Here is a 14,756-nt window from a genome sequence, read left to right as displayed (position 1 = left end):
GTAGGCAACGGGAAAGAGGTGACCACATATGAGCGGATGGCTATCACTCCTGCTCGTTTCCCTGGCCATCAGTATGGACAGTGTAAGTGTTGGCTTGACGTACGGTTTACGGAAAATGAAAATGCCGTTTTTGTCTCTCGTCGTGGTATCAGGTTGTTCATTCGCGGTCGTCTACGGGGTTATGCTGGTAGGCTCTTCACTTACCTCCTGGCTCACTCCTGAGATCGGGCAGCATGTGGGTGCCGCTGTTTTGATCGGGATGGGGTTGTTTACCCTGTGGCGACTTTTTTCATCTGATTCCAAACCTGAAGCGAAGCAGGAGGAACCTCCTGCCGCAAGCATGACCGAACAGGGGGAGCCAGAGCGTACTGTGCTGTCTCAGTTTCGTATCTTTGGTGTGATGATTCAGATCTTGCGAGATCCGTCTCAGGCGGACGCTGACCGCTCAGGGCACATCATGGGCTGGGAAGCCGTCATGCTTGGGCTTGCCTTGTCTCTGGATGCGTTTGGGGCAGGGATTAGTTTGACGTTTTTAGGGTATGATCCGCTGCTCGTCTCTCTTTGTATTGCCTTGATGAGTGCTTTCTTGCTGTGGACAGGTTTGGCTATGGGACGTCGGGTAGGACAACATAACTGGGTCGCCAAACTGACCTGGCTGCCCCCTGTTTTGTTGATCTGCATTGGCGTGGCAAAAATCTTTTAAATAACCAGCATGTCTGACCCGTCCTCTCCAAGGGACGGGTTGTTTTATTTTCCAGCTCGTCTGCATACACATGAAAATGAGTGAGAAGTGGATGGAGGAGATGCAGGTGGATTCACAGCAGCCAATTCGAAAATGGTACACGCTGGCGGCAGCCGACGTGACCGAAGCCCTTCAGAGTGATGCGTCACAGGGACTGACTCAACAGGAGGCAGAGCGGAGGCTGGCAAAACACGGCGCCAACAAGTTGGCTGAAAGCAAGAAAAAGCCTCTCTATACGGTCTTTCTCGATCAGTTCAAGGATTTCATGGTTGTCATTCTTTTTATTGCCACGTTGATTTCGTATTTTCTCGGCGAGTACCTGGATGCCATCACCATCATCGCGATCATTATCATCAATGGTGTGTTGGGCTTCATCCAGGAAGCCAGGGCTGAACGCTCCCTGCAGGCATTGAAGGAGCTCGCTTCTCCGATGGCGCGTGTCATGCGGGATGGTCATCTCTCCATGATGCCTGCTTCGCGCTTGGTCCCTGGCGATTTGGTCCTGCTGGAAGCCGGCGATCGGGTACCTGCAGACCTGAGACTGATCACGGCCAATCGCCTGGAGATTGAAGAGTCGGCACTGACCGGAGAGTCACTTCCGGTCGGGAAAATGTCCAGGAAGCTGGAGCATGCCGTAGCTACCCAAGTTCCGTTGGGCGATCAGAAGAATCTTGGTTTTATGGGCACGATGGTCACAGGGGGTACGGGCAGCGGGATTGTGGTCGAGACAGGCATGAATACCGAGATTGGGAAAATTGCCCATTTGATGAATACGGCAGAAGAAGTGGAAACCCCGCTGCAGGTGCGGCTGGAGCAGATGGGCAAGCTTTTGGTCGTAGTGGCGATCCTGTTGACGATTGTGGTGATTGTCGCAGGAATCTGGCATGGTCACGAGCTGTTCACGATGTTCCTCGCCGGAGTGAGTCTCGCGGTGGCTGCCATTCCTGAAGGGCTGCCTGCGATTGTGACCGTGGCGCTGGCGCTTGGTGTCCAAAGGATGATTCGGCGCAACGCGATTGTCCGCAAGCTGCCATCGGTAGAGACACTGGGGTGCGCTTCCGTTATTTGCTCAGACAAAACAGGCACCTTGACGCAGAATAAAATGACGGTTACGCATGTATGGCATAGCGATACGATGTACGAGGTGAGCGGGAGCGGCTACGATCCTCAGGGCTCTTTTCACCAGCAGGGGAAAACGGTCTCTGTGGCTCGGGATGGCGCCCTGAATCAAATATTGCGCATTGCCGATCGTTGCAACAACGCGAGGTTGACCAGCGAAGAGCAGAGTGCGCGAAAGCTGTTGGGTATGGGCAAGACGACGCGTACCTGGCATATAGTCGGTGATCCGACAGAGGGAGCGCTGAAGGTGCTGGCCGCCAAAGCGCAAAACGGAAGTGTCGAGCGTGGGAAAAATGGGCAGCAGGCTGATCGGGTAGAGGAGTTTCCTTTTGACTCCGACCGCAAAATGATGTCCGTCGTAGAAAAAGGCTCGGATGGGACCTTTACCCTTTTGTCCAAGGGGGCAGTGGAGTCCGTCTTATCCCGATCCACGCACATTCTCTGGAAAGGGGAGCTGCAACCTCTCTCCGCTACACTGCGCCATCAGGTGCTGGATCAGACGGAGCGGATGGCAGCACGTGCTTTGCGTGTTCTCGCTTTTGGCTATCGGCAGCTGCAAGGCTATCGACCTGGTCAGGCGATCGGAGTGATGGAAAATCATCTCGTCTTCGTCGGACTGGTCGGCATGATCGATCCTCCGCGGGAAGAGGTTCGTCCCGCGATCGAGCTGTGCCATCAGGCGGGCATCAAGACGGTCATGATTACGGGCGACCACAAGGTGACAGCAGAGGCGATCGCACGCCAGATTGGCATGATGCGCGGATACGGCGAAGTCTTGGAGGGCCGTGAGCTGGATCACATGTCTGACGCGCAGCTAGTGGAGTACGCCGACCGCATTTCCGTCTACGCTCGTGTCTCGCCGGAGCACAAGCTGCGGATTGTCCGTGCCCTGCAGAGCAAAGGGCATGTAGTGGCGATGACAGGGGATGGCGTGAACGATGCGCCAGCGATCAAGACGTCCGATATCGGAATTGCGATGGGAATTACAGGAACGGACGTCACCAAGGAAGCAGCCGATCTGGTACTGCGCGATGACAACTTCGCCACGATCGTCTCTGCTGTAGAGGAAGGGCGCAACATCTACGACAACATTCGCAAGTTTATCCGCTATCTGCTGGCCTCCAACGTAGGGGAAATCCTCGTCATGTTCTTCGCCATGCTGTTGGGTCTGCCACTGCCTCTCGTGCCGATCCAGATTCTGTGGGTAAACCTCGTGACAGATGGATTGCCGGCGATGGCATTGGGGGTCGATCCGGCAGAGCGGGATACGATGTACCAGAAGCCGCGCAACAAGAATGAAAATATTTTCAGTCGAGGCCTGGGGTGGAAAATTATCAGCCGTGGATTTTTGATCGGTGCGATGACCTTGCTCGCGTTCTGGCTTACCCTGAAAGAAAATCCGGACGATCTGGTGCATGCACAGACCGTTGCCTTCGTCACCTTGGTGATGGCGCAGCTGATTCATGTCTTTGACTGCCGCAGTCAGTACAGCGTCTTCCACCGCAACATTTTTGAAAATAAATACCTGGTGTGGGCAGTGGTCTCTTCCCTGGTACTGGTGCTGGGTGTCGTCTACATTGATTCCCTGCAGCCGATCTTCAAAACCACTGACCTGAATGTGCGTGATTGGGCTTTGATCCTCGTCACATCGGGCATACCAACCTTTGTGGCAGGTATAGGTGGAGTATTGTTTGGCGGGCGTCCAAAAGAAAAGCGCGCACCCAAGAAAAAAAGCTCGTCCATGCGTACCGTTCGCTCCTAGTCCGTGACGAGCTGATCGGTACCGTCAAGCAGGAAAGAGGGATCGCTTGTGCGCTATAAAAGAAGCCGTTGGGCGAGGCGAATGAGACAAATGGTCGCGGTATTCCTGATCATCCTAGCGATTCTGGTCGCACTGTTTTTCATTGCGGAGCGTAGGCTGCAGCCTACGCTCATGCTGATCGCGCAAGCCAAGGCAGAGCAGATCGCCAAGCTGGCTATATCTGATGCCGTGACGAAAAGGATTAGCCAGCAAGGTGTGGATTTCAATCAGATCGTCATCATGGAAAAGGATAAAGAGGGGACGATCAATGCGGTCAATTTTAACTTCAAGGAGTATTCTCGGATTGTGGGGGAAACGACCTCTCGTATCCAAAATCGCCTCAAGGAGTTCGAGGAGGAGCATGCCCAGACGAGCATTCCGCTTGGCGTGGCGACCAAAAACGTCTTCCTGGAGCATATTGGTCCTGACATTCCGATCTCCTTCGTACCGATCGGGGCTGTCAAAACGCGTCTGGAAACGAGGATGAAGCAGGCTGGCATCAACATGGTGCTGGTGACGGTCTACATCAACGTGGAGGTCAATCTGCGCATTATCATTCCGTTCGCTACCGAGCAGCACTTGGTCACCACCACGATCCCGATCACAGAAGCCTTGATCGTAGGAAAGGTCCCGCAGTATCTCTACAACAATCCCACGGGCAAACCAGATGTCCCGATGCCGCGAAATGCATACTCCATTGATCCGGCGCAATAATCTTGAAACGTTTCATGCATGTCTCCGTCACATAGAATGACACACTAATGAAATCAACGACAGGTAAATGGAGGCTGAAAAGCATGAAAAAGGTACGCACAGGCATGATGACACTGGCCGCGTTGGCCGTTTTAGGGACAAATATGGTAACTGCATCCGCACAGGACAAACAACTTTCCATCGAGATCAATGGCAAGAAAATGGAATCGATGGCGATCATGGATCAAAGTCAGCAAACCGTCCTGGTACCCCTTCGCGATGTCGCGGAATCTCTGGGCTTCCAGGTGACGTGGAATGCGGCAGCCAAAGCAGCAGAGGTAAGCAAAGGCGATATCACCGGGCAGGTTAAACTGAACGAGGCTCGCAACCCTGCAGGTGTTCAAGACAAGATGTTCCGCCCAGAGCCTCGTCTGTACAATGGAAATACGTATGTTCCAGTGGGCTTCGTGGCCGAGGTACTGCAAGCAGAAGTCAACATCACGGATGATTCGGTTACCGTAACGGAAGAATCCGAGGTGGCACCTGTGAAAAAAGGCACCATTACAACCATTAACAAAAACGACAAAGGACAGATCTCGATTCTTCTGAATGGCTATCAGACGGGTATCATCCTGCACCTGAGCGAGGAAACCAAGATTACCTCGGCAGATGGCAAGGAGCTGAAGCCTGAGGATCTGAAGCTGGGGATGGAAGTAGAGGCAACCCACCCGAATTTCATGGCGTTGAGCATGCCTCCACAAGCGGGAGCGATCAGTATCGTGGTGAAGAGCAGCCTGGATTCTGAAGACGTATGGGGTACGGCTGGAAGGGTGGTCAGTGTAGAGAAGGATCAAGCCGGCGACGGTGCAACCAAAATCACCGTTGAGGGCGATGCCCTGACTAAAGAATCGCAGGCAAATGTCGCGTTGTTGATCACAGAGGATACCGTTATTGTCAACGCGCGTGACCAGCAGCGCATGAAGCCGGAGGATCTCAAGCCCGAGATGAAGGTGTACGCTTTCTACGGACCAAAGCTGACCCGCAGTCTGCCACCGCAAGGAGTAGCGGAAAAGATCGTGGTCGAGATCGTAGAGGAAAACAAATAATTAGGAGAAGTGGTTCGGTGCTGCCCGAGCCTCTTCTTTTTTTTGTGGTGCAGGACGCAAGCTGCACAGACTGGCAACGAGGGCGACAGCGGCGCTCAGGTAGGCAAGCTTGGAAAAGCCAGCGAGCTGATAGATGGGACCGCCCAGATAAGCACCCAGCGTCATGCCGATATACATGCCCGTGATGTTCCAGGCCATGATCAAACCGAGATGGTGCGGGTATTCTACGGATAGGCGTGATTGATAGGCTGGCACAAAAGCATACCCGCCAAAAGCCCAAGCAAATAGAAGCAGATAGAGCCAACCCGCATATTGATAAAAGAGCCCAACAGCACCAAGCAGCAGTACCAACCCCAACAGACTGGCAGACGATACGTTTTTTGCTCCCCATCTGTCCGCCATGCGTCCGCCGTTCAGACTGCCGAGCATCGCACCGAGTCCGTAAGCGATCAGGGAAGAGGCGAGCTGTGAGGAAGTAAGCTGGCTGTCCTCCGTCAAGGCAGTCCCCAGATAAGTATAGACGGCATACATCGCCGTCGCCCAGAAAACAGTGACGAGCATGGAGCGCAGCATCAGGCTTGTTGGGGCTGGGGCTTTGCCGACAGGGAGCGGCGTGGAACGTATTTGCCTGGGCCATATGACGAGATTGACCCATGCGAGAAAAAAACTGAGTGCAGCGATCAGCCAAAAAGGGGAGCGCCATCCCCAACCCTCAGCAAGTAATGTGCCGAGTGGAGTGCCTGCCCACAAGCCTGTCAAATTGCCTGAGACGATTACGGATAACCAGGCTGCGCGGCGATGGACAGGAGCCAGATCACTGATAAAAGCGTAGACGCATGGGGCGATTGCAGCCAGTGAAAGCCCGGCCAAGGCACGACTGATCAGAAGCATTTCGAAGGAGGAGGTCGAGCCGGTCCATAGATTGGCAAGACTTAGTCCGGTCAACCCACTCCACAATATCAGACCGCGACGTTCCTGCAGACGGTCGAACAGTGCGCCCATCATTGGCGACCCGCAGGCGTACATGATCGCCATGACAGCGACCAGCCACCCGGCGAGAGATGGAGACACATCAAATTCTGCTGCGATAGACGGAAGTATCGGAGAAACGATAAAGACATCTGTCCCCACAATAAATAAAGTGGAGGCTCCTGTTACCAGCCAAGAGATTTCCTTGTTCACCATGAAACCGTTCACTCCTCAGCGAATAGGCCTTGTTACCAGTTATATGGAGCCAGATGCCGTTGGTGTCTAGATTTCACCTCCTGTGCCAATCTCGTATTTCATGCAGATGACACGTCCCAGCTTTGGTGTCACCCGCTCCTCATACACCGAAAAGCCTAGCTTTTCATAAATAGGGATAACGACTTGATTCTTTTCCAGGACTGCCAGATGCAGGGATGAATAACCGTTCTCCGCATACCAGTCAATCAGGATGTCGAGAAATTCACGGGCGTATCCCTTCCCTTGATAGTGATGATCAAGCATGATCAATCCGAGCCAGGCCTGCTCGTCACGGGGATTGCGCAGAATAAATTGACTGATGCCGACGAGGGCGTCGCTGCATTGCTCTCTCAGCATGACGCTGTAGGAATCCGGAAAAGCGAGATTGTCTTTGTGATCCTGTTCGACGGTCTCCAGGGTGACAACACGTTTTCCAAAGGCGTATTCCATGTAGTCGGGATTGGAATTGTAAAGACCCAGAAGTTCTGAAAAATCGTCAGGCGTGACAGGTGCAAAATAAAGGCGATTGCTCGCGGATGGAAATAGGGTAGGCATAAAGGAACCTCCTTATGTTATTAAATATTTATATAATTAGATATTAATCAAAATAAGAGATGTGTCAAGCGTCCTACTTCGTCTTCTACAGTTAAGGGAATTCCCCGATACACATTCCCGCCTGTTCACTCTACAATAGCGATAGAATGTTTCTAGGAAAGGGAGGAGCGCATGAGTACGTTGTGGGAAGAACCGGGCCAGGCAAGTGAAGCAGTCTCTTTGATGGAGTCTATCTTTGCCAACGTAAGTGATGCGATCCTGGTGGTAGATGAGGCAGGCGTCATTGTGCGGGCGAATGCTGCACTGGAGCGAATGACTGGCTGGACCACCGAAGAGTTGATAGGAAAAAAACACATTTGCGAACTATGTCTGGGCATGGCGACTTGTATGGAAGATTCGACGTGTGCCGATTGTTTTTTCAAACAGGTGCAGATGCCGTCTTTTGAGATGCGCCTGCGAACCAAAGATGGACGAGAATACCCGGTAACCGCCAGCTCGGCAAGGCTTCCAGAGGAGTCCAAAAATAAAATCGTCATGATTATCCGCGATCTGTCTGTCCAGCAACGGACCGAAAAGGAGCGGAATCAGTACAAGCTGACCCATTTTGCGATCCAGGCTCAGGAAGAGGAGCGCAAGCGGATTGCCCGTGAGCTGCATGACGGAGTGGGACAGGCGCTTTACAGCATTCTGGTCGGGTTGAATGTGATTGGGCAGGACAATTTGACGGATCCGATCAAGCAGCATGTGAACGACCTCCTGCAAATGACGTCCAAGGCGATGGAGGAAGTGAAGCGCATGGCCTTGGAGCTGCGGCCTTCTGCGCTGGATGATCTGGGTCTTTTGCCAGCGCTTCGCTCGCTGATGAAGCGGGTGGAAAAAAGCTTTCACATCCAGGTGGAAATGCATGTACAAGGGGAGAAGCGCCGGTATTCAGCTGCGATGGAAACAGCCTTGTACCGCATCGTGCAGGAAGCGATGACCAATACAGCCAAGTATGGCAAAGCCAGTCAGCTGGGGATTGTCTTTGAAAACAGGGAAAAGGAAGTCGTTGTGACGGTTGTAGATGACGGGGTCGGCTTTGATGTGGAGCAAGCCTTGGATGCAGGAAAAGGGCTCGGGCTGTTCGGTATGAGAGAGCGTGCCCAGCTCTTGGGCGGAACCGTCGATATTCGCTCTGCACCGGATGACGGCACGACTGTAATTATACGAATTACAGTGCCAAAGGAGGGAACGGAAGATGACCATTCGCGTATTGGTAGCTGACGACCATGCCATTGTACGGTCAGGTCTGGGGATGTTGATTGATGCCCAGGAAGGGATGCAGGTAGTCGGATTCGCAGCAGACGGGAAGGAAGCCTGTGAAAAGGCGATGGAGCTGCGTCCAGATGTTGTGCTCATGGATTTGAGCATGCCGCCAGGGGAGAACGGACTGACCGCTACAGCCAGACTGAAGGAAAACGCGCCGCAAATCCAGGTGCTGGTGCTGACCATGCATGATGATGAGGAGTATTTGTTCCGTGTGCTGCAAGCAGGAGCGGCAGGATACATTTTAAAAAGCGCTCCTGATCTGGATCTGATCCATGCGATCCGCACTGTCCATTCGGGAATGGCGTATCTCTACCCTTCGGCAACGAAATCGCTGATCGAGGAATTTCTGCACATGGTGAAGAACGGTGAGGAACAGGCCAAGTACGAAATCCTGACTGATCGCGAGAAGGAAGTGCTCGTCTTGATTGCCAAAGGCTTCAGCAACAAGGAGATTGCCGAGCAACTGGTCGTGTCGGTCAAGACGGTCGAGTCGCACAAAGCGCATATCATGGAAAAGCTGCACCTGCGCACACGTCCAGACCTGGTTCGCTATGCGATCAAAAAAGGCTGGCTTGATTTTGAATAACAGGAACAGGATAAACCCTTTGAAAGCGACCTTTGCGGGTCGTTTTTTATTTACAGATGGGTATTTTGGGGATTACCGTAAAGACGCTCTTAGATCAAGGGCCTATCCATCCAGCCGCAGTGGCGGGCAGGAAACAGGAGAAAACGCTCCAGCTTCTTGGGCTACCAGCAGGGGAGACTCACTGCCCGACTCCATGAAAAAAACGAAACCGCGTCCAAAGCAGCCGTCTCCGAGGAGTCTCTCAGGGGTGGACGCTTAAGAGCGTGTTTCGTTTTTTTCACTCCGTCTCGGTAGGTAGCCCAAAGATCTTCGCTTATTTCTCCTCTCACCAAAGCACGGTTGAATACCTTCCTTCGAAACAGCCCGTCCTTCGCTTATGTCCATAATGTGACAAAATTTAGGGAATATCAGGAGGTTTCCCGACCATTATAGGGGATTTCCCTGAATTACTTCCTCCATGCTCCACAGGTAGAATGAAGGCGTAAAGAACAACGCCTCTGATGATCGGACGGAAGAAAGGAGCGTAAGCGTGATGGAGACACAACCAAACACCCAGCGTGATGTGAAAAAGGCACCTCAAACCAAGCCGCATCAGGAGAATCTAAAAGGGACGTTTGCTGCCGTAATAATCGTGGGACTCATTATTCTCGTTAGCTGGTTCGGCATCTTCGGACTTTTCCTGGATCGGGCGTAAGAGAGGACGTAAGGGAGGTTAGGGATCATGCATTTACACCGTTATGAAAAAATTTGGTTGATTTTGGGTGCTGGCGGACTAGCGCTGTTCATCCTGCTATTATGTATCAATGCTTTTGCGATGGGAATGGCACCGCCCAGCAATATGACCATGATCGATCCGACCAAGGTGACGGAAACACCACCGTTTGACAAACCTGGTCTGACAAAGGTGGGCGATCAGGAGTATGACGCCTACATGACTGCCTTCGCTTTCGGGTTTGCTCCCAATAAGATGGAGGTGCCGCTTGGTGCAAAGGTCAATTTTCATGTGACCAGTCCGGACGTCATCCACGGCTTCCAGATACCAGGGACCAACGTGAACTTCATGGTTTTGCCAGGACATATCAGTTCAGCGACCTATACATTTGACGAACCTGGTGAATTTCTGATTCTTTGCAATGAATACTGCGGAGCCGGTCATCAGGTGATGGCGACTACGATTATTGTGAAATAAGGTAGGTGATCGAGATGAATATCTTGCAAAAGGGTCAAATCCAAGAGGCAGCCGTTGATCGTCCTGCTGCCCGACTCAGTCTGGCGTATGTTTGGGTGGCGTATATCGCATTCGGTGTCGCAGCACTAGCAGGTATGCTGCAGGGCATGGTGCGTGGAGGAATCATGGAGCTGCCGAGCTGGATGAACTACTATCAAATTTTGACTGCGCACGGCGTATTAATGGCACTTATTTTTACAACCTTCTTCATCATCGGGTTCCTCTACTCAGGGGTAGCCAAAACGACAGGCGGGACTTTGCACGGCTCAGCACTTGGCTGGGGATGGTCAGGCTGGATTCTGATGGTCATCGGTACCTTGATGGCTGGCGTCATGATTATCCTGAATGAAGCCTCTGTCCTGTATACGTTTTATGCACCGCTCAAGGCTTCACCGGTCTTTTATATCGGAACGGCTCTGGTTGTCGTCGGCAGTTGGCTGGCAGGCTTCGGGATTTTCTCCCGCTACCGCAAATGGAGACGCTTGAACAAAGGACAAAACTCTCCGCTGTTCTTGTACATGTCTGTTACTACGTACATCCTGTGGATCGTCGCAACGATTCCCGTAGCGATTGAGGTATTGTTCCAATTGATTCCCTGGTCGCTCGGCTGGACGCCTACAATCAATATCATGCTAAGCCGCACCTTGTTCTGGTTCTTCGGACACCCATTGGTCTACTTCTGGTTGCTGCCAGCTTACATTGCCTGGTATGTCTGCGTACCGCGCGTGATCGGCGGCCATGTGTTCAGTGACTCGCTGAGTCGGCTTGCTTTCATCTGTCTCTTGCTCTTCTCTATCCCGGTCGGATTTCACCACCAATTGATGGAGCCGGGTATTTCCGAAGGGTGGAAAATGATTCACGTCATCCTGACCCTGATTGTGGTGGTTCCTTCCTTGATGACTGCCTTCTCCATGTTTGCGATCTTTGAGACAACCGGACGCAAAAAAGGCGGAGTTGGTCTCTTCGGATGGTTCAAAAAACTGCCTTGGACCGATGTGCGCTTCTTCGCACCGTTTATGGGGATGCTTTTCTTTATCCCTGGCGGAGCAGGGGGAATCATCAATGCAAGTAACCAGCTAAACGCGGTTGTCCACAATACGATCTGGGTAACCGGTCACTTCCACATCACGGTCGGAGCGGCTGTCGCTCTCACTTTCTTCGGTGTCAGCTTCTGGCTCGTTCCGGTATTGACCGGTCGCACGCTGACTCCAACTGCCAACCGGATGGGGATGGTGCAAACGGTCTTCTGGTCGGTAGGGATGTTCATCATGTCGGCTGCCATGCACACCATGGGGCTGGAAGGCGGACCTCGCCGTACAGATTACACGACTTACATGGATCACCCATTAGCCTTGGGCTGGATGGATTACCAACGCGTGATGGCGTTTGGTGGTGGTCTGCTCTTCGTAGCCGCGGTCCTGTTGATCCTGATTCTGCTCTATCTCACCTTTATGGCGCCAAAAGGGCATACGGAATATCCGATTGCCGAGACGGAGGAAGCTCAGCCTGTACCGCGCATTTTGGAACGTTGGACCGTCTGGGTAGGCGTTCTCGTGGTACTGATCGTGCTGGCGTACGGTTATCCAATCATGGAGCAAATTCAGCACCAAGCACCGGGATCACCGCCGTTCCGTACCTGGTAGGAGGGCTACAAGTAAAAAAGAAGGGGCTGTCCCGTTGGGGGATAGCTCCTTCTTTTGGCTAGGCGACTGAATTATGCGCTTACGGTATCGATCATCATCGTCACAAACACGATCATCAAATAATTGATGGAGATGAAAAAATTCGTTTTCGCCCACTTTTCCTCTTCCTTCGCACTGAAGCCGTATAGCGTGTGGACGAGCCACACCAAGGCCAGCACGATCGAGATGACGAGGAAATAGATGCCTACATAGTCATAGGTGTACATCAGGATGGAAGCAGGAAAAAGCAGCAAAATATAGGGAATCATCTGCTTTTTCGTGCGAGTGATGCCTTTTACGACCGGTAGCAGCGGAAACCCAGCCGCCCGATACTCCTCGACACGGCGGATGGCGAGGGACCAGAAATGAGCAGGCTGCCACAAGAACAGCAGAGCAAACAAAATCCACGCTCCCGCATCCAACTCACCGGTGACGGCACAATAGCCAATGACCGGAGGCAGGGCACCGGATATACCACCGATAGAGGTGCTCCAGGTTGAATGGCGTTTCAGCCAGAGCGTATAGATGACATCATAGACGAAGAGCGCGAGCAGTCCCAGCCATCCCACTAATGCGTTAACAAGGACAAACAGAATACTAATACCGGCAACACCAAGGACGATCGCATAGAGGAGTACGCCTTGGGGCTTCATCCGTCCCTGTGGCAAGGCGCGATCGCGGGTACGCTCCATCTTGGTGTCGAAATCCCGATCCAGGTAGTTATTGAACACACAAGCCGAAGCCATCGTCAACGTGGAGCCGAGAAGCATCCACAGCAGGGTCCACAGGTCAAAATTCCACTGTGAGGCGACCCAATAACCGCCGAATGCTGCAATCAAATTCAATCGAATGATACGTGGCTTCGTAAGCGCCACTAGATCTTTCAGCACAACAAACCTCCTGATAGGTCATGATTTCGCTTTAGCCGTTCCATGTAAAAAAATGGAAATAGCTGCATGGTGCAGCGAGGTGAGCTCATCCAGCCTTCGTTCATGACGAACGGTACCTAAACCTGCTATGAGTGCGTACAGAATCATGGCCAGCTGTTCCCTGTCGTAGCCGCCAATTTCCTCTTCTTCGAGAGCCTCCTGTATGACCGAGTGGAAAATCTCACGCTGCCTGCGTACAGCAATCTTGATTTGCTCGGCTACAGCTGGGTCTGCTGCTACGCTGGACCGGAATTCGTCAGCTGCTTTCATGAGCGGGTTTCGCAAATCATCAGCGACGTGTTCGGCCAGACCGTATAATTTCTCGGTTGCGGTACGATAGTGATTTTCCTTGGCAGACCATTGCTCCAGCCATTCGTCCACCTGCTCCACCAGCAAATGAAGAAAAAGACCTTCCTTGCTTTTGAAGTGGTAATACAAATTGCCCTTGCTGCTCTCGGCTGCTTCCACGATCTCTTCAATCGAGGTTCCCAGATACCCCTTCTGTGAAAACAAATCTTTGGCAACAAGAGCAATTCGTTTTTTAATCTTGTCATTGCCGCGTGAACCTTTTGTACGGATAGACGCTCACTTCCTCTTTTTAAACAGAACGTTCAGTCTAATTTAAAATACCATACTGGTCAATGAAGCACAATAACAGCGTAACATACAATCATTTGCTGAGGTGTGGGGAATAATGAGATAAAAAGCCCCTGAAGACATTTCGCCTGCAGGGACATAAGGAGACGGATGTGCTTGCTTAGTACGACAGTTCAGACCAAGCGACGAAGGCCATGATCAAATACCCGATTGCGAGCAGCCAGAGCGCGATCACTCTGAGGTCTTCCGCTTCAAATGGCATGAAACTCCTCCTTTCTGTGTTATCACAGGATATTCATGGAGGATGGGATTGGTTTGGCTGATTAAGGCAGGTAAATCATTTTACGGGTCATTCCGCCGTCGATAACAAGCTCCGCACCGGTGATAAAATCATTCTCCTTCTGTGTCAAAAACAGGCAGGCGCGGGCGATATCGTCCGGTTTGCCGACGCGGCCTGCCGGATGCTGGTCATGATCTTCGGTCCGCAGGCTAGCGTAGTCGCCTGTCTCGATCCAGCCAGGTGAAAGGGCATTGACGCTGATGCGGTCTGTGGCGAAAGAGACAGCCAAGGCATGGGTTAAGGCAAGAATTCCGCCCTTGGATGCTGCGTACGCTTCTGTGTGAGGCTCTGACATGTGTGCTCGGGTAGAGGAGAGGTTGATGATGGCACCGCCACCATTCTTCCGCATGATTTTGGCTGCCTCCCGTGACCCGAGGAAGACACTTCGCAGATTTGTATTCAGGATGTAGTCCCATGCTTCGACGGTGAGATCGTAAGGGGACTCCCAGGTACTGATGCCCGCGTTATTGACCAGTACATCCAAACGGCCCCAACGTTCATCCACCATCTGCATCAGCCGCTCGATTTCATGCGGCTGGCTGACATCGACAGGGTGGAAAAAGGCGCTTCCTCCAGCAAGGCTCTGCTCGTTGATGGCATGAGCTGTAGCTTCGCCTAATGCGGCATCTCGTTCGGCGATGACGACATGAGCGCCGTTTTGGGCATACATCATCGCGATTGCGCGTCCGATACCTTGACCGCTTCCGGTGACAACCACTACGTGCTGAGCAAAGTTATTCATAAGAATCCCTCCAAATCAAATGCAATTAACATTAAAAAAGTTAGTTGCGAACAAAATGTAACTATAATACAATAGGGAACACATCGAGAGGAGGTTGGCGTTTT

General features: G+C 52.3%; 14 protein-coding genes. 9 read left to right on the top strand and 5 right to left on the bottom strand.

Annotated features, from left to right (window positions below):
- Nucleotides 1–28 precede the first annotated feature (28 nt).
- From ytaF to JZI27_RS15145, 4 genes are all read left to right on the top strand, one after another.
- On the top strand, nucleotides 29–703 hold the full coding sequence (ytaF, locus tag JZI27_RS15160; RefSeq protein ID WP_122909465.1) for a sporulation membrane protein YtaF: 675 nt from the start codon (nucleotides 29–31) through the stop codon (nucleotides 701–703).
- 100 nt (nucleotides 704–803) lie between these two features.
- Complete coding sequence (locus JZI27_RS15155) at nucleotides 804–3,623, top strand: calcium-translocating P-type ATPase, SERCA-type (RefSeq protein ID WP_276531704.1); 2,820 nt, start codon at nucleotides 804–806, stop codon at nucleotides 3,621–3,623.
- An 81-nt stretch (nucleotides 3,624–3,704) separates the two neighbouring features.
- Nucleotides 3,705–4,376: a sporulation protein YunB gene (gene yunB / locus JZI27_RS15150; protein ID WP_481752816.1), complete on the top strand. Its 672-nt coding sequence runs from the start codon at nucleotides 3,705–3,707 to the stop codon at nucleotides 4,374–4,376.
- An 83-nt stretch (nucleotides 4,377–4,459) separates the two neighbouring features.
- Nucleotides 4,460–5,461 (top strand): copper amine oxidase N-terminal domain-containing protein, encoded by a 1,002-nt coding sequence (locus JZI27_RS15145; RefSeq protein ID WP_280208068.1) that lies wholly within the window; start codon nucleotides 4,460–4,462, stop codon nucleotides 5,459–5,461.
- On the opposite strand, the gene JZI27_RS15140 is transcribed toward JZI27_RS15145, so the two are convergent.
- Nucleotides 5,462–6,646, bottom strand: a complete 1,185-nt coding sequence (locus JZI27_RS15140; protein ID WP_280208066.1) for an MFS transporter — start codon at nucleotides 6,644–6,646, stop codon at nucleotides 5,462–5,464. It abuts the gene before it with no gap.
- A 66-nt stretch (nucleotides 6,647–6,712) separates the two neighbouring features.
- Nucleotides 6,713–7,240 carry a GNAT family N-acetyltransferase gene (locus tag JZI27_RS15135; protein ID WP_280208064.1) on the bottom strand — a complete coding sequence of 176 codons (528 nt, stop codon included), beginning with the start codon at nucleotides 7,238–7,240 and terminating at the stop codon, nucleotides 6,713–6,715.
- Between the two features lie 171 nt (nucleotides 7,241–7,411).
- Here JZI27_RS15135 and JZI27_RS15130 point away from each other — a divergent pair, with 171 nt between their 5' ends.
- From JZI27_RS15130 to JZI27_RS15110, 5 genes are all read left to right on the top strand, one after another.
- Entirely contained in the window at nucleotides 7,412–8,503 is a 1,092-nt protein-coding gene (locus JZI27_RS15130; RefSeq protein WP_280208063.1) for a sensor histidine kinase, read from the top strand.
- Nucleotides 8,478–9,134, top strand: coding sequence for a response regulator transcription factor (locus JZI27_RS15125; RefSeq protein ID WP_122910166.1), 657 nt, complete (start codon nucleotides 8,478–8,480; stop codon nucleotides 9,132–9,134). Before JZI27_RS15130 ends, JZI27_RS15125 begins: the two co-directional genes overlap by 26 nt.
- Before the next feature lie 532 nt (nucleotides 9,135–9,666).
- Entirely contained in the window at nucleotides 9,667–9,828 is a 162-nt protein-coding gene (locus JZI27_RS15120) for a cytochrome c oxidase subunit 2A (RefSeq protein WP_122910167.1), read from the top strand.
- Between the two features lie 27 nt (nucleotides 9,829–9,855).
- Nucleotides 9,856–10,323, top strand: coding sequence for a cytochrome c oxidase subunit II (locus tag JZI27_RS15115; protein ID WP_251243652.1), 468 nt, complete (start codon nucleotides 9,856–9,858; stop codon nucleotides 10,321–10,323).
- Between the two features lie 14 nt (nucleotides 10,324–10,337).
- The gene (locus JZI27_RS15110; RefSeq protein ID WP_122910169.1) at nucleotides 10,338–12,005 is read left to right on the top strand and encodes a b(o/a)3-type cytochrome-c oxidase subunit 1; all 1,668 of its coding nucleotides are present in this window, start codon (nucleotides 10,338–10,340) and stop codon (nucleotides 12,003–12,005) included.
- 71 nt (nucleotides 12,006–12,076) lie between these two features.
- Here JZI27_RS15110 and cyoE read toward each other — a convergent pair whose 3' ends face one another.
- From cyoE to JZI27_RS15095, 3 genes are all read right to left on the bottom strand, one after another.
- Nucleotides 12,077–12,934 carry a heme o synthase gene (gene cyoE, locus JZI27_RS15105; protein WP_280208060.1) on the bottom strand — a complete coding sequence of 286 codons (858 nt, stop codon included), beginning with the start codon at nucleotides 12,932–12,934 and terminating at the stop codon, nucleotides 12,077–12,079.
- Nucleotides 12,935–12,952: 18 nt separating this feature from the next.
- Nucleotides 12,953–13,486, bottom strand: coding sequence for a TetR/AcrR family transcriptional regulator (locus JZI27_RS15100; RefSeq protein ID WP_280208059.1), 534 nt, complete (start codon nucleotides 13,484–13,486; stop codon nucleotides 12,953–12,955).
- Between the two features lie 407 nt (nucleotides 13,487–13,893).
- Nucleotides 13,894–14,652 carry an SDR family NAD(P)-dependent oxidoreductase gene (locus tag JZI27_RS15095; RefSeq protein ID WP_280208058.1) on the bottom strand — a complete coding sequence of 253 codons (759 nt, stop codon included), beginning with the start codon at nucleotides 14,650–14,652 and terminating at the stop codon, nucleotides 13,894–13,896.
- Nucleotides 14,653–14,756: the final 104 nt, after the last annotated feature.

The organism is Brevibacillus sp. AY1, from assembly GCF_029870785.1.
GTDB classification, from domain to species: domain Bacteria; phylum Bacillota; class Bacilli; order Brevibacillales; family Brevibacillaceae; genus Brevibacillus; species Brevibacillus invocatus.
This window is presented reverse-complemented; position numbering and strand designations above follow the sequence as displayed.